Annotated in this window: 18 protein-coding genes and 1 other annotated feature; of the genes, 5 read left to right on the forward strand and 13 right to left on the reverse strand. The window is 49.6% G+C overall.

The genetic code is table 11. From position 1 onward, the window contains the following. Window positions 1-92: 92 nt before the first annotated feature. Window positions 93-1,376 carry a peptidoglycan-binding protein gene (locus OCV62_RS07635; protein ID WP_262585806.1) on the forward strand — a complete coding sequence of 428 codons (1,284 nt, stop codon included), beginning with the start codon at window positions 93-95 and terminating at the stop codon, window positions 1,374-1,376. A 379-nt stretch (window positions 1,377-1,755) separates the two neighbouring features. Here OCV62_RS07635 and htpG read toward each other — a convergent pair whose 3' ends face one another. The 4 genes from htpG to OCV62_RS07655 form a co-directional block, all read right to left on the reverse strand. Then, the gene (gene htpG, locus OCV62_RS07640) at window positions 1,756-3,801 is read right to left on the reverse strand and encodes a molecular chaperone HtpG (RefSeq protein WP_262585807.1); all 2,046 of its coding nucleotides are present in this window, start codon (window positions 3,799-3,801) and stop codon (window positions 1,756-1,758) included. A 308-nt stretch (window positions 3,802-4,109) separates the two neighbouring features. Beyond that, entirely contained in the window at window positions 4,110-5,120 is a 1,011-nt protein-coding gene (locus tag OCV62_RS07645; RefSeq protein WP_262585808.1) for a peptidyl-prolyl cis-trans isomerase, read from the reverse strand. A gap of 429 nt (window positions 5,121-5,549) precedes the next feature. Further along, window positions 5,550-7,676 (reverse strand): alpha-amylase family protein, encoded by a 2,127-nt coding sequence (locus OCV62_RS07650; protein ID WP_262585809.1) that lies wholly within the window; start codon window positions 7,674-7,676, stop codon window positions 5,550-5,552. Between the two features lie 83 nt (window positions 7,677-7,759). Then, window positions 7,760-8,845, reverse strand: coding sequence for a PTS sugar transporter subunit IIC (locus OCV62_RS07655; RefSeq protein WP_262585811.1), 1,086 nt, complete (start codon window positions 8,843-8,845; stop codon window positions 7,760-7,762). Window positions 8,846-8,992: 147 nt separating this feature from the next. On the opposite strand from OCV62_RS07655, the gene OCV62_RS07660 reads away from it, so the two are divergent. Both OCV62_RS07660 and OCV62_RS07665 read left to right on the forward strand, forming a co-directional pair. Next, window positions 8,993-10,456, forward strand: coding sequence for an MATE family efflux transporter (locus OCV62_RS07660; RefSeq protein ID WP_330667310.1), 1,464 nt, complete (start codon window positions 8,993-8,995; stop codon window positions 10,454-10,456). An 83-nt stretch (window positions 10,457-10,539) separates the two neighbouring features. Further along, entirely contained in the window at window positions 10,540-10,677 is a 138-nt protein-coding gene (locus OCV62_RS07665) for a hypothetical protein (RefSeq protein ID WP_262585812.1), read from the forward strand. On the opposite strand, the gene OCV62_RS07670 is transcribed toward OCV62_RS07665, so the two are convergent. The 9 genes from OCV62_RS07670 to OCV62_RS07710 all read right to left on the reverse strand — a co-directional run bounded on the left by OCV62_RS07670 (window position 10,672) and on the right by OCV62_RS07710 (window position 18,882). Further along, window positions 10,672-11,133: a SpoVA/SpoVAEb family sporulation membrane protein gene (locus tag OCV62_RS07670; protein ID WP_262585813.1), complete on the reverse strand. Its 462-nt coding sequence runs from the start codon at window positions 11,131-11,133 to the stop codon at window positions 10,672-10,674. The genes OCV62_RS07665 and OCV62_RS07670 overlap by 6 nt on opposite strands. A gap of 52 nt (window positions 11,134-11,185) precedes the next feature. Beyond that, entirely contained in the window at window positions 11,186-11,662 is a 477-nt protein-coding gene (locus tag OCV62_RS07675) for a stage V sporulation protein AB (protein WP_262585814.1), read from the reverse strand. A 14-nt stretch (window positions 11,663-11,676) separates the two neighbouring features. Next, entirely contained in the window at window positions 11,677-12,303 is a 627-nt protein-coding gene (locus OCV62_RS07680) for a stage V sporulation protein AA (protein WP_021915424.1), read from the reverse strand. 186 nt (window positions 12,304-12,489) lie between these two features. Beyond that, window positions 12,490-13,227 carry a SigB/SigF/SigG family RNA polymerase sigma factor gene (locus tag OCV62_RS07685; RefSeq protein ID WP_262585815.1) on the reverse strand — a complete coding sequence of 246 codons (738 nt, stop codon included), beginning with the start codon at window positions 13,225-13,227 and terminating at the stop codon, window positions 12,490-12,492. 3 nt (window positions 13,228-13,230) lie between these two features. Then, on the reverse strand, window positions 13,231-13,683 hold the full coding sequence (gene spoIIAB, locus OCV62_RS07690) for an anti-sigma F factor (protein ID WP_262585816.1): 453 nt from the start codon (window positions 13,681-13,683) through the stop codon (window positions 13,231-13,233). Window positions 13,684-13,807: 124 nt separating this feature from the next. Beyond that, window positions 13,808-14,140, reverse strand: coding sequence for an STAS domain-containing protein (locus tag OCV62_RS07695; protein WP_021915427.1), 333 nt, complete (start codon window positions 14,138-14,140; stop codon window positions 13,808-13,810). Window positions 14,141-14,331: 191 nt separating this feature from the next. Beyond that, the gene (locus OCV62_RS07700; protein ID WP_262585817.1) at window positions 14,332-15,741 is read right to left on the reverse strand and encodes a tetratricopeptide repeat protein; all 1,410 of its coding nucleotides are present in this window, start codon (window positions 15,739-15,741) and stop codon (window positions 14,332-14,334) included. Between the two features lie 12 nt (window positions 15,742-15,753). After that, window positions 15,754-15,921: a hypothetical protein gene (locus OCV62_RS07705; protein ID WP_262585818.1), complete on the reverse strand. Its 168-nt coding sequence runs from the start codon at window positions 15,919-15,921 to the stop codon at window positions 15,754-15,756. Between the two features lie 297 nt (window positions 15,922-16,218). Continuing rightward, window positions 16,219-18,882, reverse strand: coding sequence for a valine--tRNA ligase (locus OCV62_RS07710; protein WP_262585819.1), 2,664 nt, complete (start codon window positions 18,880-18,882; stop codon window positions 16,219-16,221). A 232-nt stretch (window positions 18,883-19,114) separates the two neighbouring features. Beyond that, window positions 19,115-19,398, reverse strand: a binding site (T-box leader). Window positions 19,399-19,561: 163 nt separating this feature from the next. Here OCV62_RS07710 and trkA point away from each other — a divergent pair. Beyond that, window positions 19,562-20,920, forward strand: a complete 1,359-nt coding sequence (trkA, locus tag OCV62_RS07715) for a Trk system potassium transporter TrkA (protein ID WP_021915431.1) — start codon at window positions 19,562-19,564, stop codon at window positions 20,918-20,920. Between the two features lie 9 nt (window positions 20,921-20,929). Beyond that, window positions 20,930-22,369: a TrkH family potassium uptake protein gene (locus OCV62_RS07720; RefSeq protein WP_262585820.1), complete on the forward strand. Its 1,440-nt coding sequence runs from the start codon at window positions 20,930-20,932 to the stop codon at window positions 22,367-22,369. Window positions 22,370-22,481 lie beyond the last annotated feature (112 nt).

A 22,481-nucleotide genomic window follows, 5' to 3' on the forward strand; every position in this document is an offset into this window, starting at 1 on the left:
CTGCTGGCAGGTTTTCGGCGGCTGACGTTTAGAGCAGACCATCGTATCATTTTTTCTATCTCCGGCATATCTTATTATCACATATTCTGGATATGAGAGGTACTTTTATGCCACAGCTTTCCTGTGCTGCAGCAGAAGAAACCGGTTATCCCGGCTCCCTGATGATCTGCGTAACTTCTTCTGTCGGTTTTTTCCCGGTTGTGGGCGCTACTGTTACGATCTCCGACAGTGCTTCCCCGGAACAGATTCTTGAAACTCTTACTACCGATGAATCCGGACAGACAACGTCCGTCCTGCTGCCAGCGCCCAATCCCGCCTATTCCCAGAGTCCTTCCAATCCGCGACCATACACCGATTATATAATCGAAGTACAAGCGGACGGTTACGAGCCCGTCCGTATCAACGGCGCTGAAATTCTGCCGGACGAATCCAGCATTCTTCCGGTTTCCATGACACCCACCGCAGTTTCCGACACTCCCGAAGAACAGGACATTTTCATCCCGGATCACACGCTTTACGGTGAATATCCTGCCAAAATCCCGGAAGCTGAGATCAAAACCGAAGCTGAAACCGGAGAAATCGTCTTAAGCCGCGTCGTCATCCCGGAATATATCATCGTCCACGACGGTCTTCCCGACGATTCCAGCGCTCCAAACTACTATGTCCGCTATAAAGACTATATCAAAAACGTCGCTTCTTCCGAAATCTATGCAACCTGGCCGGAGAGCACTATCTACGCCAACATCCTCGTCATTCAGTCCTTTACCCTGAATCGTGTATACACAGAATGGTATCGTGCAAAGGGCTATTCCTTTACCATCACCTCTTCCACCGCCTACGACCAGAAATTCATCTACGGCAGAAATATCTACAGCAACATCGACCGCCTCGTGGACTCCATTTTTGCAAATTATCTCTCCCGCCCCGGCGTGCGGCAGCCGATCTTTACCAGCTATTGCGACGGAAACCGCGTCAACTGTCAGGGTCTCTCCCAGTGGGGCTCCAAATATCTCGGTGACCAGGGCTACAGCGCGATTGAGATCATCCGCTACTATTACGGCAACGACATGTATATCAACGCAGCCCAAGCCATCAGCGGCGTCCCATCCTCCTGGCCTGGTTATGACCTGACAATCGGTGCATCCGGCACAAAGGTTCGACAGATGCAGGAGCAGTTAAACCGCATTGCACAGAACTACCCTGCTATCCCGAAAACCTCTGCCGACGGTATCTTCGGTTCCCAGACCGCTGCCCAGGTGCGGGCTTTTCAGCGTATCTTCAATCTCCCGGCAACCGGAATCGTGGATTATCCGACCTGGTATCAGATTTCAAACATTTATGTGGCGGTCAGCCGTATCGCAGAGCCAGGGACGTAATGGCAGGATTTTCCGCCTGCGGCGGGTCGCGCAAGCGACATTCTTCCATTCCGCTGCAGTGCGATCCGCGCGGAGCGTTTTTATCGTATGGAAACGAAGTTTCCTATACGATAATAAAGAATGTGCCTTGGCACATTCTCGCGCCGAGGCGCGGTTGCTTTAGCAACCATCTACCCTTGCGCCGAGTGCGCATCCTCGCGGAGCGTTTTTATCGTATGGAAACGAAGTTTCCCATACGATAAAAAGACCGCAGACAGGAATTGTATATTCATCCTGCATGCGGTCTTCGCATTTACTAGTACAGCGTTTCGTAAATAACGATGTACTAGTTTTCTCTGATGAGTTATTTGCAGCAACGCTCTTTTCACAGCCTGCGCGTTTATTTTGCAAGCAGCAGCATAATGTCATTGGAGCGCGCTACAAACTTGGTCATCGCTTCTGGAGAAAGCGGTGCGTTCTGGAGCTTCGCCAGATCATAGAGCTGTTCGCAGATCATCTGGGTGTTTGCATCGTCTTCGTGCTCCGTAATGTAGGTTACGAGCGGATGGTTTGCATTCAATACCAGCGTCTCGCCCTCTGCACCGAACATGCTCATATCCATGCCGCCGCCATACATCTTCATCATATCCTGCATTCTTCTGCTCTCTTCGGAAACCGTCAGAACAGAGGATACCTTTTTATTCTTGAGCTTTTCGATCTTTACCTTGATCTTGTCGTTTTTCAGTGCTTTCTGAACCAGCTTTTCAACCTTTTCCGCCTGCGCGTTTAATTCTTCCTGCGTCTTCTTGCTGGTCTTTGTCTTAAACGCATCGGTTAAGTCAGCATCGATTCTTGCAAAATGAATCCCCTCATTCTTTGCTTCCAGCTGAGAGATAAAAGGCTGGTCGATCCGGTCGGTCAGCATAACGGCATCCATTTTGGCAGCCTTGAACATGTTGATGTACTGGCTCTGCTGTTTTTCATCTGTTACATAGTAGATGGTCTTGTCTTTCTTCTCTTCCTCAGCGGAATCTTCGCTCTTGTCCTCTACGACTTCTGCTTCTACCTTTTCGCCGTTCTCATCCACAGCACCCTCCTGTGTCTCATCCGGGTCAGTCTTATTGACTTCCAGGCACTCGGGCAGGGTCATATATTTGCCGTCCAGATTCTTGAAGAGGATGTAATCCGTCATTTTCTCGCAGAATTTTTCGTCCTTTAAGCAGCCGAATTTGATAAACGGAGCGATATCATCCCAGTATTTCTCGTATTCCTCCTTCTGGGTCTTGCACATGCCGGACAGCTTATCCGCAACCTTTTTGGTAATATAATCGGAAATTTTCTTTACAAAGCCATCGTTCTGCAGCGCGCTTCTGGACACGTTCAGCGGCAGATCAGGACAATCAATGACGCCCTTTAACAGCAGCAAAAATTCCGGAATTACTTCTTTAATATTATCGGCAATAAATACCTGATTGTTGTACAGCTTGATGACGCCCTCGATGGATTCGTATTCCATGTTGATCTTCGGGAAGTAAAGGATACCCTTTAAGTTGAACGGATAATCCATGTTCAGATGAATCCAGAACAGAGGCTCCTTGTAATCCATAAATACCTTGCGGTAGAAATCAATGTACTCTTCCTTTGTGCATTCACTGGGGTTCTTCGTCCAGAGCGGGTGAGTATCGTTGATCAGTTCCGGACGCTTTGTAATTTTGAGCTTATCCGGATCTTCTTCCTTTTCTTTCTTCACTTCTTCGATCACATGATCGCTGTCGAGCTTCTCACTCGCAAGAATCGTCTGTGTCTCAGGTGTATTGGCTCTGGAAACGTAAATTTCCACAGGCATGAAGGAACAATACTTTTTGATCACTTCGGTTGCCTTATACTCGTTGCAGAACTGCAGGCAGTCCTCGTTTAAGAACAGGGTAATGCAGGTACCGACTTCTGTGCGGGTACCATCCTGCATGTCATATTCTGTGCCGCCGTCGCACTCCCAGTGAACCGGCTTTGCATCCTTCTGCCAGGAAAGGGTATCGATATGCACCTCATCTGCTACCATAAATGCGGAATAGAAGCCCAGGCCGAAATGACCGATGATCTGGTCGTCGTTTGTCTTATCTTTATATTTTGCGATAAAATCTGTCGCGCCGGAAAATGCGATCTGGTTAATGTATTCCTCCACCTCATCCGCAGTCATGCCGACACCGTTATCGATAAACTGGATGGTCTTTGCATCCGGATCAACGATAACATCCACTCTGGGCTTGTAGCCTTCCGGAAGCTCGTATTCTCCCATCATATCCAGCTTCTTTAACTTCGTAATGGCATCGCAGCCGTTGGAAATCAGCTCTCTGTAAAAAATGTCATGATCCGAATATAACCACTTTTTAATAATCGGAAAAATATTGTCGCTGTTAATTGATAATGCTCCGTGCTTTTCAGCCATGAAATATCACGATCCTTTCTTTCTCAGTTCGTTTTCAGATGCCTGGAGAAGCTTTCCTCCAAGCTTTATCCATAGTGTAGTCCTGTCGTTTCAAAAAGTCAATAAAAAATTAGCACTCATTTTGACTGAGTGCTAATAATTCTTTGAAAGCCCGCATGGTTGCCGCGTTTCCCGCAATTCTAAATTTTTCATAAACAGGGTACAGCACACTGTCGGGCAGTTTTCATAAGCTGAAACGCAGCGTCCGACAGGGCAGTTTTCATAAGCCGGAAGCGCGACGTCCTGCCGGAATGCCCAGCTATTCCTGCTCACTCCTGATGCTGGAAATACATCTGGTATACTTCAAAAAAGCTGGAAGTTTTGACATCGTCCTGATGAATCATCGTGACGGAATTCCAGAGTTCCTCGTTGAGCTGACGTACCAATGTCTGCTCAAACGCCGTATATTCCGTATCGAATGCCTCGCTCTGGCGCTGTTTTACTATTTTTTCCTTATTCGCTTTGGTCTGCGCCTCGTCGAACGTGCTGATACATTTTAAAATATAGTAACTTCCGTCTGATTCCACCACGTCACTGATCTCGTCCTTGCCGAGGTTAAACGCCGCCTTTTCCAGTGCTTCCGAAACCTCGCCTTTTCCAAACGACTGCGTCACCGTTTGGTCCTCGCTCTCTGCCTGCGCAAGCGTCTCAAAATCCACGCCTTCTTCCTTTGCCTTGCCAAGCACCTGGGAAGCTTTGGCAGAATCGCTGACCCTGATCATATCTACCGTGATGGTGCGCGCTTCATCGTCACTGACCTCCGGATTGACATTTTCTACAATCGTCTGATAAACCTTTTCTGCAAGCGCATACTCTTCATACATCTTCGTAATCAGATCCTGCGTCACGTTGAGTGCCGTCACTTCCGCGCTGTTCAAGGAAGTAAAATATTCCCTGCCCGCCGCTGCCGCACGCTCCTTTTCCTTATCATCCAGCGTCACTTCTTTTTTCTGGGCGAGCAGATTCATCACCTTGATTCTCGCCAGCTGTGTCAACACCTGTTCCCGTTCCTCCTGCTCCAGCGAAAGCTGTCCGTCGGAAGCGTTCCAGATCTGGCTTCCATAGACGGATTCATACTGATTCTGCATGTTCGTCAGATATACCATCACCTCCGGCAGCACACAAGACGCACTCGAAATCCGGAATACCTCGTTCTTTTTCAGACCCGCCGTCAGAACGACCTTCGTATTTTTCCCGCAGCCTGCCAGCGCAGAAATCATCATAACAGCCGCGCCCAGAAGCGCTGCAGCTTTACAAAATTTTGTTTTTTTATTTATCATCAATTTCTCAACTTTCTATTTTTATATTTTTATAGGAAAAAGAATGTGCTTTGGCACATTCTCGCGCTGAGGCGCAGTTGCTCCGGCAACCATCTACCCTTGCGCCGAGTGCGCATCCTCGCGGAGCGTTACTTATCGTATGGAAACGAAGTTTCCTATACGATAAAAGAATGTGCCTTGGCACATTCTCGCGCCGAGGCGCAGTTGCTTTGGCAGCCATCTACCCTTGCACCGAGCGCGCATCCTCGTAGAGCGTTACTTATCGTATGGAAACGAAGTTTCCTATACAACAATAGAATGCATGCTCTGTGAGCATTCTATTGTCATGAATAAATAAAGACCACAGCAAAAGCCGTGGTCTTTATTATAACGATCTTCCATCGAGAAGTCAACGCGCGACAGCGCACTCTGAAAAGTTTAAAACATTTTTCAAACTTTCCTCTCGATAAAAACTCCCATATGCGGGAGCAGGATTTTGCTGTCCAAATCCTGGTACAGTTCGGGATTCTGGAAATAGCGTGTTCCGGGTTCATCGATTCTGCACGGATAGGAGCTGTGGTTGACGATGACCGTACCGTTTTCAAATTCTGCGCGCTCAACGCCCTTTTTCCGGGTCAGTGTCGTGCCGAATTTTTCTTCCAGAAGCATCCCTACGGGATCTTTTTTCAGCATGGTCAAAGGGTACAGCTCGTTATTGCGCTGCGTCAGCGGAACGTGCGGTGCGATTCTGCCGGTGTATTCAAAGCCGTAGAAAAATCCGATTTCGCAAACGGTTCCCTTCCCAAATGTGCGCTTGACAATCGCAGGCTTTTCGTCCGTTTCCCAGACTGCGAGCACGTCGGCGTTTTCCTCCTCGAAGCTGCCAAACTGCGTTCCGGTCAGCATTCCCTTTTCGCCGCTGCACTCAAACGCATCCTTTTCATGAGAAAGACAGCGGCTGCCAACGCTCGCCCGTGCAAGCAAATCCATCGGTCCGTGCAGCAGCATTCCGCCATTTTTTACCCATGCTGCAATGCCCTGCTCCAGTTCAGAATCCGGGGCAAGCGCATAGCAGTCGTTTGCCGCGAGCACGAGCACCTCGTACTGATCTGCTGTCTGATCCTTGAAAATGCTGCCATCTACAACGTCAACGTCGATCTGCCAGTCCTCCAGAGCCTTATACCAGCCCAGAAGATCCAGCCGCCTGTCATGATTGTGCTCCGTGTCAAACGTCTCTGCAAGCGCCATCGCAGACGGGAACAGCACTGCTGCCTTTGCAGCTTTTCTCACTCCGAGCCTCAAAACAACCTCTTTCCACCAGCGGTTGCCTTCTTCTAAAGACCTGCAGAATGCTTCCGGCATCCGGTGTAACACGCCGCCGTCGTCTAACCCGCACATGCCGTAAGACGCATATCCGGAAGCGCCGGACGCCGCCATCGAGGCGACCGCCTCACACGGAGAAATCCACGCATATAGGTCATTATAAACAAATCTTCCCCAGTAAATGCCGCCGACAAAGGATCTGCCACGATTCATATTCCGCATCATACTGTGTTGACATGCTGTCACATAGCAGTCCGGGTCACCGTTTGGAAGCACCGGCACAGAAATAAAATGCGCCGCATCCACATACGGGGCAATCCGGTAAAAATCAGCGCCTCGCACCGCCGTATCCCACAGATCAGAAAGCCCTGCACCGGTTAAAAAGCTTCCATCCACGTTCAAAAAATATCCCCACTGGCTCAAATCCGGGCACAGATACAGCTGCGGATCAAGTGCATGGAGCTTTTTCTGCATCGCTTCAAAATAAAACACCAGCTCGTCGCTTTTCCAGCGCTGGTTGTCCATCCATACGCGGCATTTTTCGTCCCGGTCTTCCAGCTCTTTTTCCGAAAAACCATTTTTTCCAGGATAACGCAGTTCAAACCAGTATTGCTCGGGTTCGATCGTTTCAAAGCTGTTTGCTTCCGTTTTGTAGAAGTGGTTAAAGGTTTTAATATCTCCGTTATAACGTTTTTCAAGCCAGCTGCGATAGCGCTTTTTTCCATCCTCATCGAAGCTCGGTGCAACGACCGGGTCCCACATGCTGCACAGCGGTTTTTTTTCTTCCCCGTCCACTTCGATCCGGGTCATATTTTCACCGTACATCTCTAAAAGCTGTGAAACGTGCTCCGTCATCGTCTCCTGCGCTTTCTCCGACCAATAACGATACCAGCGACCGTCATTGCCTTTTGCCGTCACAACAGATTCCCCGAACACCGGCGGGCTAAAGCGAACATTCGGATACAGGTTATCTGCATTCAGATAAATTGCCAGAAATGTATGGCTCATCCCCTGCTTTTTGATCTGCTCCATCATAAACTCCTGCATGCCGACATACTGGCTCGCAGGCTTTCCCTCATAGCGTTCCCGAAAATCCTCCCAGTCCTTGGAATCGAGCAAAACACTGTTGAAGCCGAGCTTTTTTAACAGCTCCATCCCCTCTGCGACAAACGCCTGATCGTCATACGCCGGTCGGTAAAAATTGCCGAACCAGACGTTTAAGTACGGCGCTCCGCTCTTTTTTTCAGAAATCATATACCCTCCTTTTCTGCCGTAAATGCAGCAGTCTTTCCTCTGATAACGCTTTTATCTGAATGCTGCCTTCTTGTCCAAATGCTTTACAGCTTCAGGTCATCTTCTTTGATCCAGCCGATTTTTCTTAAAATCTGTCCAAACACCAGGCTCAGCACCGCCGGAAGCACGAAGCAGATCAAGATCATGCCGATCCAGTCAAACGCTGTAATCTGACTCCGACTGCCCGCTGCAATTTCTTCCAGCCAGCCGGTATAAACGCCGATCTGTCCCACCAGTCCGCAGGTTCCCATTCCGGAGGAAACTGCGGGTCCGTTCATCTGAAGCCGGAACAGACAGGTCGCAATCGGTCCGGTGATGGCTGCCGCCAGCGTCGGTGGAATCCAGATGCGCGGATTTTTTACGATATTGCCCATCTGCAGCATACTTGTGCCCAATCCCTGGGAAATTAGTCCGCTCCACTTGTTTTCTTTGAAACTCATCGCCGCAAAGCCGACCATCTGCGCACAGCAGCCCGCAACTGCCGCGCCCCCGGCAAGCCCGGTTAAGTTCAGCGCCGCGCAGATTGCTGCAGAGCTGATCGGCAGCGTCAGCGCAACACCTACAATAACCGATACCAAAATACCCATAAAGAACGGCTGCAGCTCCGTCGCCCACATGATCAGGCTTCCGACTGCGCTCGCAGCAGCTCCGATTGTCGGCGCACACCACATCGACAGCAGCACTCCGGAAAGGATTGTCACCAGAGGCGTGACTAAAATATCAATCTTCGTTTCCTTGGAAACCGCCTTGCCGCATTCCGCCGCCACAATCGCAACGATCAAAACTGCAAGCGGTCCGCCCGCCCCGCCCAGCGAATTGGCTGCCGCCCCGACTGCAAGCAGGGAAAATAATACCAGTTGCGGTGCCTGCAGTGCATAGCCGATCGAAATTGCCATCGCCGGTCCGGCCACGCTTTTTGCAAAGCCTCCGGCGTCCACCAGCACCTGACTTCCGATCTGCTCTCCCAGCGTTCCGATAATTGTACCGATCAAAAGCGATGCAAACAATCCCTGCGCCATCGCGCCCAACGCGTCGATTCCATAACGTTTTGCCGAAAAAATAATGTTTTTCCGTTTCAGGAAACGCTGCAGCGCATTTCCGGTTTCTGTCTGTTGTACTTTCTCACTCATCTCTCATCCCTCATGTCTCCGGATTTTTCATCCAATTTCTGCCGGCACTCTTTCCCGGAAGGGTGCCACAGTAGTATCTTTTTCATCTTACCACATCTGTAGTTTTTCTAACAGCATAAAAGGCTTTCTTCTTCTGTAAAAAATGAGCTGTTTTCCCTATTTTCATCCATTTTATTTTCTGCTATGATACAGAAGGTTTTTTATTTTCCGCAGATTTTTCCAATATTTCAGGAGGCGCATGATTTTTTCGTGAACACAAAAAAACAAACAGCAACACAACATCTTTTCACCAATAAACAGCTTCGGACGCTGCTTGTCCCCATCATGGTCGAGCAGCTTCTGTCTTCCCTAATGGGAACCGCCGACACGATGATGGTCAGCAACGTCGGCTCCGCTGCAATTTCCGCAGTTTCTCTCGTTGATGCAATCAACATTTTAGTGATTCAGGCGCTCTCCGCGCTGGCGGCAGGCGGTGCGATCCTCTGCTCCCAGTACCTCGGCAGTCAGAACCTGAAAAAGGCGAAGCGTTCCGCAGAGCAGGTGCTTTTCGTTATGCTCGTCCTTTCCTGTTCGCTGTCGCTTTTATGCCTGATCTTCCGTTTTCCGCTGCTTCGTCTGATTTTCGGCACTGTAGACACGGACGTTATGGCAAACTCCCAGATTTACTTTTTCTTCACACTTTTGTCGTTCCCATTCATCGGTCTATACGATGCAGGTGCTTCCATTTTGCGTGCACAAAACAACACCAAAGGTCCTATGACGATTTCCATCCTTTCCAACTTCTTAAATATCGGAGGAAATGCGATCCTGATCTTCGTCTTTGGCATGGGCGTCGCCGGCGCGGCAATTTCCACCCTGGTTTCCCGTATTTTCTGTGCGATCGTCGTGATCTGGCAGCTGAGAAACCCTGCAGAACAGATTTATGTACGCAACTACTTTTCTATCCGTCCGGACTGGTCTTTGATCAAACGCGTTTTATTCATCGGCATTCCATCCGGAATTGAGAACAGCATGTTCCAGTTCGGTAAGCTCGCCATTCAGTCAACCGTCTCCACTCTCGGTACGGTTGCCATCGCCGCGCAGGCAATGACCAGTATCCTGGAGGCGTTAAACGGAATCGCCGCCATGGGTGTCGGCATCGGACTGATGACCGTCGTCGGTCAGTGTATCGGTGCAAAACGGAAAGATGAAGCGATTTATTACATCAAAAGGCTGTCCTGGCTTTCGGAAATCGTCATCCTCATCTCCTGTGCCGTCGTCTATCTGCTCGCAAAGCCTGTCACCATCCTCGGCGGCATGGAAGCAGAAAGCGCCCGCCTCTGCCTGCAGATGGTCGCATTTATTACCATCACCAAACCGATTTCGTGGGTGCTTTCCTTTATTCCCGCCTACGGCATGCGCGCAGCCGGCGATGTGAAATTTTCCATGATTACCTCCTGTGCCAGCATGTGGCTGTGCCGGGTAAGCCTGTGCATCTTTTTATGCCGCTTCTGTGGCTTCGGTCCCATCGCGGTTTGGATCGGCATGTTCGCAGACTGGAGCGTGCGTGCGGTCGTTTTCATGCTCCGCTTCCACTCCCGCAAGTGGCTCCAGCACCATGTGATCGACTAAGTTCACCCGTGCCTTTTTGCAGACTGATTTTCCTGCTCGCAGGAAAATCAGTCTGTAAGAAGGCACGAGGGGAGCGCCATTTCATGAGCAAAAGAAGCTGCGAAGCAGCGGGGAGCAGCGAAGCTGCGATTTTGCGAATGGCGCGGGTGAACGGCATCGTTTCAACAACATTCACCCGCAGCATTTCGCAGACTGATTTCCTGCGAGCGGGAAAATTATAAAAGCGAACCGATCCATCCAATCAGTCCAAGCACCCAGCTGACGAAAATTCCATACAAAATAACCGGTCCGGCGATCGTAAAAATTTTGCAGCCGATTCCGAATACCTGTCCCTCCTTCTGAAATTCAATCGCCGGGGCGGCTACGGAATTGGCAAAACCGGTAATCGGAACCAGCGCCCCCGCCCCGCCCCACTTTACCAGAGACGGATAAATGTTAAAGCCGGTCAGAAGTGCGCTCGCCAGAACAAGCAGAATCGCGCACACGCTTCCTGCTGCCGCATCGTCCAATCCGTTTGACTTCGCAACGTTCAAAATAATCTGTCCTACCGTGCAGATTATACCGCCCGTCACAAATGCATGCAGCATCTGCAATGCAAGATTGTGTGTCGGCGTCACCTGTTTGACATATTTTTCATACTGTTTCTGAAAAGACTGGTCTGCCTGATACTTTTCCATATGCTGTTCCTTTCCGAATCTGCTGCACGATTCACCGTTTGTAACGGAGTTTTTACCGAAAAATAGGATGCCAGAAATACAACAGGCTTCCAACCGCTTTTCCCATCGCAATGGAAATCACCATCAGCCCGAGTCCGTGCCGAAAACCGATCCGACGCGTCAGAATCGGAATGGAGTCCAGCATTTCTGCAATTGCAAGTGCCAGACAGCCGACGAAAATTCCGGCAAACAGACCGGTCAGGGCTTCCGCCGTCAGAACCAGCCACTCAAAAGCTGCTCCCGCTTCCAACCTTTTCTGCAACCATTCCCTGCCAAAAATTACTGCACCCGGAAATACACTTGCCAGACAGCCGACGAGCGTTCCAAAGACAACCATTTCCTCGTACAGAAAAATTTTTTCCCCCGTGTGGGTCTTTCCTGCAAAGCGTGGCACAAGTCCTACCGAAAGCAGCACCGTAAAAACGCCTGCCGAAACGAGAATGCCTGCGCCCAGTCCAACAACCACCGGCAAAAGCTTCGATAAAATCACAATTTTCCCCCCTTTCAGACGTCCAGCGTCTTTTTTTCCCGATCTGCAGTTTCTGTCAATGCCTGATTGACGTCCGTTTCATATTTACGCATTTCCACTTCGATCGGTGTCGGATCGGACGTAATCCTCCTCCCACCGATATGGTTGAAAAACACCAAAATGCCAAGTGCCAGCCCGATCGAATACGCGATTTCCAGCGCTGTAACCGACTGCGGCTCCTGTCCGGTCAAAAGCTCGTAAATTTGCCCGAACACCTCGCGAATCCCGATGTCGTTATGAAACGCCATGATCGTAAACGCTGCGCCAAAAAAGCAGATGCAGCAGACAAAGACGATTTTGCACACCTGCCAGAAGCCCGGATAACGACTGACTTTTACCTGCTCCACCACCGTTTCCGGCGCGCCGATGCTTTCCACCTCCAGATTCGGATTGTCCTGCTGCAAAAGCGAAATCACAAAAAGCGCGCTAACCACCCGGCGCCCCTTATCTTTTTCCTCAAATCGGAAAACAGGAAGCGTTCTGCATCGATTCTGCACGCTTTGCGTTTTACAATATAATTTTCCAAGATCGCTGATATGCACGCTTTCACCGGACAGCTCTGCGTTTTGCTCAAGCTTTAAATACAGCACTTCTTTCGGCATCTGTATGTTCCTCCTGTTTCACACAGTATGCACCCGGGCAAAAAAAGTTATGCAGATCAGACGTTTTTTCTTTTTCGGGCTGTCTGCAAAAATCGTACCATCTGCCGCCAGCTGGTTCTACGCACTGCCCTGCTGCCATCGCTGCCGCCGAGCGCTTTCTACAGCTATGCAGTCCTCATCGCTGTCCTACACCCCCGACCGCTCTCGCATGCGGATCAGGATTTTCTTTTCCATCCGGCTAACCTGCACCTGGCTGATACCGAGTTTTTTGGCGATCTGGGCCTGCGTCTGATCCTCGTAGTAGCGCAGCCGGATCAGGATTTTTTCCTGTTCGGGAAGCTCGTCTATAAGCTGTTTTAACAGCATCCGGTCTACCAGCCGGTTCTTTTCTGCGTCCTCCCAGGTGTTGTCTGCAGACCGTGCCGCAAGCTGATCCATCAGCGCGATCTCTTTCCCATCCCCCTCATAGACCGGCTTTGACAGCGATTCAACCTCCCCGGCTGCAGCGACCGCCATGACCGCGTCTTCATAGGCGATTCCTGTTTTTTCACACAGCTCGCGCAGCGTCGGGTCGCGTCCCTCCTGCGTCTGAATGCGCGCAGCCTCCTGCCGCAGCTTATAATTCGCATCCTTTAATGACCGGCTGACCTTGACCGGTCCATCATCGCGCAGAAAACGCCGGATCTCTCCTGCAATCAGAGGAACCGCATATGTAGAAAATTTGACATCGTAGCTTAAATCAAAATGATCAATCGCTTTCATCAGTCCGATCGTTCCGGTCTGGAACAGATCCTCCGCCTCGTATCCCCGCCCTGCAAACCGTTTCACAATATGGTGAACCAGTCCCAGATTTTCTTCTATCAGTATTTTTCTGGCAGACGCATCTCCTGCCTGCGCCTTTTCGATCAATACTGATATTTCCATGTGCTACTCCTCTTCTTGATCCGGATCACTGACCCACGGCGCATTTCCCAGTTTTTTTTCCATAATCACACGCGTCCCCTTCCCCACGGTCGATTCCACCTCCAGGCAGTCCATAAACGCTTCCATAAAAGAAAATCCCATACCGGAACGTTCCAGATCCGGGCGCGTCGTGAACATCGGCTCCATCGCCTGTTCCACATTTTCGATCCCGCAGCCCTGATCGGTGATTTCCATTTTCAAAAGATCCTTTTCCAGCACACAGGAAATTTCAATCGTTCCTCCCTGCTCCTTATATCCGTGGATGACTGCGTTTGTAACTGCCTCCGAAACGGCAGTTTTGACGTCCTCGATCTCCTCCAGTGTCGGATTTAAGGGCGTCAAAAACGCCGCTACAGCAACCCTCGCAAAGCCTTCGTTTTCCGGCAGGGCTTCAAATTCCACTTTCATGTTATTCATGCTTTCCTCTCATTTCTGCGCACGCTTTTTGCGCATGCCGAGTTTGTGTCAAGTGCGCGCAGACACAAATCTCGCGATTGAAAAATTTTATTCATGACAATAGAATGCTCGCAGAGCGTACATTCTATTGTTTTTCAATCTTTTCTTCCTGATCTATCATCTCCACGATATCGCCGATGCCCGACATTTCCAAAATTTTCCGGATGCGCCGGTTGGCGTGAATTACATACACCTTGCCTCCAAAACAGGAAATCTTGCGGTAACGCCCCGCCAGTACGCCGATGCCGGAGCTGTCCATAAATTTTGTGTCGGAAAAATCAAACACGATGTGGCTGACGCTGTTGTCCAACATCATGTGATCCGCCCTCCTGCAGATCACGCTGCAACTGTGGTGGTCGATTTCTTCCGGCAGGCGGATCATCAGATAGTGATCGATAATTTTATAATCCTCTTCCATGCTACTCTCCTTTTTCTATATAAATTTCGTGCAGGCACAAACGGCTTGGGAACCTTAACCTTGAAATAGCTATCCCCGAATTGCCGCACGGCAATCTGCAAACATTCGGAATCCGTAGATAGCAAAAAGAGGACAAAAAGCCATTGTGCTTTTCATCCTCTTTCGTAAAATCCTTTTTAAATTGTCGCCTTTTAATTATCCAGCTGATCCAGCGCGCGCTGGGACTGGGTTGCTTTTTCCGTGTTCGGGAACAGTTCAATTACCTTCTGGTAGGTTTCCTTCGCCTGGCGCTTGTTGCCGTTGTCGCGATAGGAATTTGCCAGCGCATAAAGCGCTTCACTGTTCGTCTCATCATAGGAAACCGCTTTCGTCAGGTTTTCAATCGCCGTCTCATAATCCCCGGAACGATATGCCTTGTAGCCGGTGTCATAATAGTTCGCTGCAAGATCTGTGCCGGTGTCCTGCAAAAGCTGCTGATAGAGCTTGCGCGCCGCCTCGGAGGTATCGCTGCTCTCCATCGCATCGCGGCTGATCTTGTCCACCGCTTCAGAAAGCGCTTCGATATCGTCCGGCGTCTCCATATAGACACTTGCCGCATTCAACAGCGCTTCTACCGCGCTCATGCTGCCGTCCGCGCCGGACAGCTTGCCGTTCTGCGCCGTCAGCTCGTCATTTTCCTTAGTCAGCGTCTCTATCTGCTGATTTAAGCTGGAAATCTCTGCATTTTTGCGGTCGGCTTCTTCCCCGACTGCTGTCAGCTTATTGTTTAACTCCGTCTGTGCGATCTGTACCCGCGCAGGCAGGATCAAAAACCAGGATACCGCTACGCCAACCGCAAGGCCTGCGAGCGTTCCCCACAGCCACCCGAAGTTCTTTTTCGGTTCTATCTGGCTGATCGGCTGAATAATCGTCTCATTGCCGCTCTGGTATTTGACGACTTCCTCATCCTTTCCCTGTTTGCGGGCGAATCTCCCGTCGTCATCGGTTTTTAACGCAATGTCCACTTCATGCATATACCGAAGTGCCATCGTATTTGCGCAGTCGATCCGCAGGCAGCGGGTCAGCTCCTTGCGGGCTTTCTCCCAGTCCGCCGCATCCATGTACAAAAGCGCCAAAAGCAGATGTGCCTGTACAAAATTCGGATGGTCGGAAAGCACCTTTTTCAACTGAATTCTCGCCAGATCCTTGCTGTCCTGATAACAGTAGTTGAGCGCCTGATTATATTTCCGGCTCATCTGTGCAAACTCTTCCAGCTGCGTCGGGCTCTTCTGTACAGCGTTGATGTAATCATCCGCGATATTTTTCTCCGGGCGGAGGTTTTTGCTGATGACCCATTCACTCAGCGCCGGAACGGTCTCGCCCATTTCAAAATAAATCAATCCCAGGAGGTTTCTCGCCTCGATATGATATTTGTTGAATTTCAACGACAGCTTCAGACTCTCGATCGCACCGGAAAGATCCCGGACACCGGCTTTATCCAGACCGTCATTATAATAATAATTGGAAATGCTCAGAAGCTTCTTATATCTCGAAACATCTGCCCCGCAGTTCGTGCAGAAATTCTTTTCTGTCAGATCTGCTCCACAATTATAGCACTGCATATATTTGCTCCTTTACTCTTTCTTCCCGGCGGCATCGGCCATTTCTTTTTCCTGCTCTTTGACCATGTCTATCAGAATATCCGTAAAGTCTGTCATATTGTGGTTTATAATCACATCCTCCGCCTCATCGATTTCAAGGCTGGGATGGAACTTTTTCAATTCTTCTTCAAAGTTGATCATGCGCATCCTCCCGCTTATCTGCTCTTATCCTCATGGATTCAATACCATTATAATACGCAGGGCACACAAAAAAATCAATCTAATTTTTCCGGAAATTCAGGAAAGCACTTCGCATTTTCGCGTTTTTCCGTCAGAAACTGCGGACATGCTGCAATCCCGACCGGTTTACAGGAATGCAGCGTTGCATGAACAAAAACAGAGCGGCTCTGCTTTTGTTACAAAACCGCCCTGCACTTTCCTATTAATAAAAAACTTAATAAGAAAACCATATTTCGCTGAAAGCATGCATCTTCCCGCTTACTTGCGCAGCTGACCTAACCGTTCTTTTACCTGTTCCATCATCTGCGTGTATTTTTCCAGCTTGCCGCGCTCTTCTGCGATCTTGCTTTCCGGTGCCTTGCTCATGAAACGCTCGTTGTGCAGCATGCCATTTACTCTGGAAAGCTCGCCCTCGAGGCGCTTCTCTTCTTTTTCCAGACGCTCGATCTCTTTTGCAAGATCAACCAGCTCTGCAAATGGAATGTAAAGCGTTGCGTTCGGGATCACAACGGATACCGCGTCCTCTGCGATGCCTGTCTTGTCCGCCTGGCAGGTCACATCGGATGCGCTCGCCAGGGATGCAAAGAACAGCTTGCCCTCCTCAAAGGTATTTTGCAGCTCTTTCTGGTCGCTTACCACATAAACATGGGCTTTTCTGGAAGGCAGAACGTTCATGCTGGTACGGACGTTGCGGACGCCGCGGACAGCTTCCTTGAGGATTTCAATCTCCTGCTCTTCTTTCTCGAAGTGTCTCTCTTGCTGATAAACCGGCCAGGAGGAAATCATGATGGATTCCTCTTCGGACTGCAGGGTGCAGAAGATTTCTTCAGTAATAAAAGGCATATACGGATGCAGAAGTTTTAAAGCGTCGATCAGGACAGTTTTTAACGTCCACAGTGCAGCGTTCTGGCTGTCGGCATCGTCCGTCGCATACAGACGGGGTTTTACCATCTCAATATACCAGTCGCAGAATTCATCCCAGATAAAGTCATAAACCTTCTGTACGGCAACACCCAGCTCGAAGTTTTCCATGTTGTCGGTCACTTCTTTTACGACGTTATTCAGACGGGAGAGAATCCACTTATCGGCAGGCTCCAGATACGCAGACGCATCCGCAGGAACTTCCTTGCCTTCCATATTCATCAGGATGAAACGGGATGCGTTCCATACCTTGTTTGCAAAGTTTCTGTTCGCTTCTACACGCTCCATGTAGAAACGCATGTCGTTGCCGGGCGCATTGCCGGTGATCAGCGTCAGGCGCAGTGCGTCCGCACCGTATTTGTCGATGATTTCCAGCGGATCGATACCGTTTCCGAGGGATTTGCTCATCTTGCGTCCCTGAGAGTCTCTTACAAGTCCGTGGAACAGTACTGTTTTAAACGGCTTTTCGCCCATCTGCTCATATCCGGAGAAAATCATACGGATAACCCAGAAGAAAATGATATCGTAACCAGTTACAAGCACATCAGTCGGATAGAAATATTCCAGCTCCTTCGTCTTTTCCGGCCAGCCGAGGGTGGAGAAGGGCCACAGTGCGGAAGAAAACCAGGTATCCAGCGTATCGGGATCCTGTGTAAAATGTGTGCCGCCGCACTTCGGACAAACAGTCGGCTCGGTGCGCGCTACCACGGTTTCGCCGCAGGAATCGCAGTAATAAGCCGGAATTCTGTGTCCCCACCACAGCTGTCTGGAAATACACCAGTCTTTGATGTTGTCCGTCCAGTTGAAGTAGGTCTTTTCCATGCGTTCCGGAATCAGACGGATTTCCTTCTCCTGAACTGCTTTTACTGCGGGCTTGATCAGCTCGTCCATCTTTACAAACCACTGCTTTTTGATCATAGGCTCGATGGTCGTACCGCAGCGGTCATGGGTGCCGACATTATGGCTGTAGTCTTCGATCCGGACTAACAGACCCATATCATCTAATTCCTTCACAATGGCTTTTCTCGCTTCATAGCGATCCATGCCTTCGAACTTACCGCCTTTTTCATTGATAGTTGCATCATCATTTAAGATATTAATCTGCTCCAGGTTATGACGTTTTCCTACCTCAAAGTCATTCGGGTCATGTGCCGGAGTGATCTTTACAACGCCGGTACCAAATTCCATATCTACATAGGAATCCGCAACGATCGGAATCTGACGGTTTACAATCGGCAGCAGAACCTTTCTGCCAACCAGATGCTGATAACGCTCGTCGGACGGGTTAACTGCAACCGCACTATCGCCCAGCATGGTTTCCGGACGGGTGGTCGCAAATTCCAGAAATTCTGTCGTGCTTACCTCTCCGTTTTCATCGATCAGCGGATATTTGATATGCCAGAAATGACCAGCCTGTTCTTCGTATACAACCTCTGCATCAGAAATAGAAGTTTTGCAGACAGGACACCAGTTGCCGATTCTGTTTCCTTTATAAATCCAGCCTTTTTCATGCATGCGGCAGAATACTTCTGTAACAGCCTGATTGCTGCCTTCGTCCATCGTGAAACGGAGTCTGTCCCAGTCACAGGAGGAGCCCAGCTTCTTTAACTGATTGATGATTCTCCCACCGTATTCCTCTTTCCATTCCCAGGCGCGCTTTAAAAATCCTTCTCTGCCGAGGTCACGCTTATCGATGCCTTCTTTTTTGAGGGTCTCGATAATTTTAACCTCTGTTGCAATGCTTGCATGGTCTGTTCCGGGCTGCCAGAGCGCATTATATCCCTGCATTCTCTTAAAACGGATCAGAATATCCTGCATGGTATTGTCCAGCGCGTGCCCCATATGCAGCTGTCCTGTGATATTCGGGGGCGGAATGACGATGGTAAACGGTTTCTTGCTCTCGTCTACTTCCGCATGAAAATATTTCTTATCCAGCCATTTCTGGTACAGACGATCCTCAATGCCATGGGGATCATAGGTTTTTGCCAGTTCCTTGCTCATTGTTTCCTCCATTTTCATTTTTGCCGCTATAGGGCTTTGGGACGCCGAGAGAAAAAATCAGAAATCCTGCGAATGAAAAAGAATGTGCCTTGGCACATTCTCGCGCCGAGGCGCGGTTGCTTCGGCAACCATCTACCCTTGCGCCGAGTGCGCATCCTCGCGGAGCTTTTTTTATCATATGGAAACGAAGTTTCCTATACGATAAAAAAACGCCCTTCGACAGAAAACTCTGTCAAAGGGCGTCTGAATCCAAACGCGGTACCACCTTTGTTTTCCGGAAAAACTGATCTGCTGCAGAGACTGCGCCGCCAGCTGTTTCGGAATCTTGTCGCGGTCATTCCTCTAGAACCGCTGTCCGATAACGGGGACTACCGTGAAAGCTTACCACGCAGCTGCGCATTCAGCTCTCCGATTCCAAAGCCACATTCCGTTCTCCTTTGCTCAGGTCTCCTTTCAGCGATCCGGGACCCTCTCTGTCAGCCGGGTAAACGTACTCTTCTTCTTCCTCATCTTTGTCCGTGTACTATGTACACTATAGGGAAGAATTAAATTTTTGTCAAGAATATTTTTTGCAATTGCAATAAATTTGCGTCGTGCTATAATGAGTGCTAGTGAGTGGGAGTAGTCCCTATCTGCTCCTTACACACGACGAATAACAAGTTCAAAAGATGAGGCTAACATGAAAATTATTATTATTGGCTGCGGCAAGGTCGGCCTGACACTGGCGGAACTGCTTTCCGCTGAAAAACACGATGTCGTACTGATAGATGAATCCTCCCAGAAGCTCTCCTCCATCCCGGAAGAGCTGGATGCTCTGCGCATTCTTGGAAACGGTGCCAGCGTCAATATCCAGCAGGAGGCAGGCGTTGAAGAAGCCGATCTGTTAATTGCAGTGACCGGTTCCGACGAATTAAACCTGCTCTGCTGCCTGATTGCCAAAAAGGCGGGCAACTGCCATACCATCGCCCGCGTCCGCAATCCGATTTATAATAAGGAAATCGGATTCATCAAGGAAAAGCTCGGCATCTCCATGATTATCAATCCAGAGCTGACCGCTGCAACGGAAATTTCCCGTCTGCTGCGTTTTCCCTCCGCGATCAAGATCGACACCTTTGCAAAAGGACGCGTGGAGCTGTTAAAATTCCGCATCAAACCGGAGTTTCACTTAAATAACATGCCGGTCAGCCAGATCGGCTCCCATACAAACAGCGATATTTTAATCTGCGCTGTAGAGCGCGGCGACTTGATCGCGATCCCGGATGGTAATTTTATCCTGCGGGACAACGATCTCTTGTCCATCATCGCTTCCCCGCAGAATGCCTCCACCTTTTTCAAGCACATCGGCTTTAAAACCGGTCAGGTCAAAAACGCGATGATCGTCGGCGGCGGAAAGCTCGGCTATTACACAGCAAACCTCCTGCAGACGATGAATATCAACGTCCGCATCGTGGAAAATAACCGCGACCGCTGCGAACAGCTGAGCGTGCTTTTACCTGATTCCACCATCATCTATGGAGACGGAACGGACAAGCAGCTGCTGTTGGAAGAAGGTCTTTCCGAAGCGGAATCCTTTTTGACCTTAACCGGTCTGGATGAGGAGAATATCCTGCTCTCTCTGTTCGCCAAGGCAAACTCCAACGCAAAACTCATCACAAAGGTGACAAAAATCGCCTTTACCGAGATTATCAACAACCTCGATATCGGCAGCGTCATTTATCCTAAGCATCTGACGGCAGACTATATTTTACAGTATGTCCGCGCGATGTCCAATTCCATCGGCAGTAACGTCGAGACGCTGTATCAAATTCTGGACGGACGCGCAGAGGCGCTGGAATTTGCCATCCATGATACCTCTGCCGTCACGGATATTCCGCTGGCAGAGCTGAAATTAAAGTCCAACCTGCTGATCGGCAGCATCAACCGAAAGGGTAAAACCTGGATTCCCCGTGGTCAGGATACGATCCAGGTCGGTGACACTGTCATCATCGTTACCACTCAGAAAGGTCTCGGCGATATCCTGGATATCCTGAGAAAATAGGTACGCCCGATGAACTATTCTATTATTTTTTATATTATCGGCTGGATTTTAAATCTGGAAGCGGCCTTTATGCTTCCCTCCTGTCTGGTAGCCCTGATCTATCAGGAAAACAGTGGTTGGTCACTCGTTGCTGCTGTCCTGTTATGCCTGCTGATCGGTCTTCCTTTGGTTATAAGGAAGCCGAAAAACCGTGTATTCTACCTGCGTGAGGGGTTTGCCACGACTGCACTTTGCTGGATCGTATTAAGCTGTGTCGGTGCACTTCCCTTTGTACTTTCCGGTTATATTCCCAATCCGGTCGATGCGCTGTTTGAAACCGTTTCCGGCTTTACAACAACCGGTGCAAGCATTCTGACAGACGTGGAAGCGCTTCCTCACTGTCTGCTGTTCTGGCGCAGCTTTACGCACTGGATCGGCGGTATGGGTGTTCTGGTCTTTTTGCTGACTCTGATTCCCCTCACAGGCGGCAGCCATATGAACCTGATGAAGGCAGAAAGCCCGGGTCCCTCCGTTACCCGTCTGGTTCCGAAGGTAAAATCCACTGCAAAAATTTTGTACATGATTTACATTGTCCTGACAATTATTGAGATTTTCCTCCTGCTGTTTGGCGGCATGCCGCTGTTTGATTCCATCACGCTCTCCCTCGGCACGGCGGGCACCGGCGGCTTCGGCATCAAAAACGACAGCATTGCAGGCTATTCCACCTATTGTCAGGTCATTATCACGATCTTTATGATCCTGTTCGGCATCAACTTTAACGCCTACTTTCTGATCCTGATCCGTAAATTCAGACAGGCATGGGAAAGTGAAGAAGTTCGTGCCTATCTGTTGATTATCGCTGCAGCAACGCTCGCGATCACCTTCAATGTACGCGGATATTTCAGCAGCTTTGCACAGGCATTCCAGCAGACGATTTTCCAGGTTGCTTCCATCATTACAACAACCGGCTATGCCACAACAAACTTTGACCTGTGGCCGGAGTTTTCCCGCACCATCCTCGTCCTGCTGATGTTTGTCGGTGCCTGTGCCGGAAGTACCGGCGGCGGCATTAAGGTTTCCCGCATCCTGATCCTACTGAAAACGGTAAAAAAAGAACTGATCCAGCTGCTGCATCCCAGGAGTGTACGCCGCATCCAGATTGACGGCAAGGCGATCGAGCACGAGGTTGTCCGCTCCACAAATGTTTACATGGGCGTCTACATTTTTATTTTTGCCTTTTCCATGCTGCTGATCGCGCTGAATAACTTCGATCTTATCACCAACTTTTCTGCAGTTGCTGCGACACTCAACAACATCGGTCCCGGTCTTTCCCTGGTGGGTCCGATCGGAAACTTTTCCATGTTTTCCGACTTTTCCAAGCTTGTCCTGATCTTCGACATGCTTGCCGGACGCCTGGAGCTGTTCCCGCTGCTGCTGTTATTCGTACCGAATACCTGGAAACGATTTTAAACCGCTTCCAGGCGAAATAAAATCAGATTATTCTGCGCACTCACAGCGAGTTTGCATTGCCGCGACGCAGACAAAAAAAGAACCAGGCTGCAGCCTGGTTCTTTTTTGTTTT

Origin of the sequence: Gallintestinimicrobium propionicum (genome assembly GCF_025567525.1) — a bacterium.
Taxonomy (GTDB): domain Bacteria; phylum Bacillota; class Clostridia; order Lachnospirales; family Lachnospiraceae; genus Gallintestinimicrobium; species Gallintestinimicrobium propionicum.

Bases quoted from the DNA above. Each gene is read 5' to 3' on its own strand.
- OCV62_RS07635 (WP_262585806.1), top strand. From the start codon at position 93: ATGAGAGGTACTTTTATGCCACAGCTTTCCTGTGCTGCAGCAGAAGAA.
- htpG (WP_262585807.1), bottom strand. From the start codon at position 3,801: ATGGCTGAAAAGCACGGAGCATTATCAATTAACAGCGACAATATTTTT.
- OCV62_RS07645 (WP_262585808.1), bottom strand. From the start codon at position 5,120: ATGATAAATAAAAAAACAAAATTTTGTAAAGCTGCAGCGCTTCTGGGC.
- OCV62_RS07650 (WP_262585809.1), bottom strand. From the start codon at position 7,676: ATGATTTCTGAAAAAAAGAGCGGAGCGCCGTACTTAAACGTCTGGTTC.
- OCV62_RS07655 (WP_262585811.1), bottom strand. From the start codon at position 8,845: ATGAGTGAGAAAGTACAACAGACAGAAACCGGAAATGCGCTGCAGCGT.
- OCV62_RS07665 (WP_262585812.1), top strand. From the start codon at position 10,540: ATGAGCAAAAGAAGCTGCGAAGCAGCGGGGAGCAGCGAAGCTGCGATT.
- OCV62_RS07670 (WP_262585813.1), bottom strand. From the start codon at position 11,133: ATGGAAAAGTATCAGGCAGACCAGTCTTTTCAGAAACAGTATGAAAAA.
- OCV62_RS07680 (WP_021915424.1), bottom strand. From the start codon at position 12,303: ATGCCGAAAGAAGTGCTGTATTTAAAGCTTGAGCAAAACGCAGAGCTG.
- OCV62_RS07685 (WP_262585815.1), bottom strand. From the start codon at position 13,227: ATGGAAATATCAGTATTGATCGAAAAGGCGCAGGCAGGAGATGCGTCT.
- spoIIAB (WP_262585816.1), bottom strand. From the start codon at position 13,683: ATGAATAACATGAAAGTGGAATTTGAAGCCCTGCCGGAAAACGAAGGC.
- OCV62_RS07695 (WP_021915427.1), bottom strand. From the start codon at position 14,140: ATGGAAGAGGATTATAAAATTATCGATCACTATCTGATGATCCGCCTG.
- OCV62_RS07700 (WP_262585817.1), bottom strand. From the start codon at position 15,741: ATGCAGTGCTATAATTGTGGAGCAGATCTGACAGAAAAGAATTTCTGC.
- OCV62_RS07705 (WP_262585818.1), bottom strand. From the start codon at position 15,921: ATGATCAACTTTGAAGAAGAATTGAAAAAGTTCCATCCCAGCCTTGAA.
- OCV62_RS07710 (WP_262585819.1), bottom strand. From the start codon at position 18,882: ATGAGCAAGGAACTGGCAAAAACCTATGATCCCCATGGCATTGAGGAT.
- trkA (WP_021915431.1), top strand. From the start codon at position 19,562: ATGAAAATTATTATTATTGGCTGCGGCAAGGTCGGCCTGACACTGGCG.
- OCV62_RS07720 (WP_262585820.1), top strand. From the start codon at position 20,930: ATGAACTATTCTATTATTTTTTATATTATCGGCTGGATTTTAAATCTG.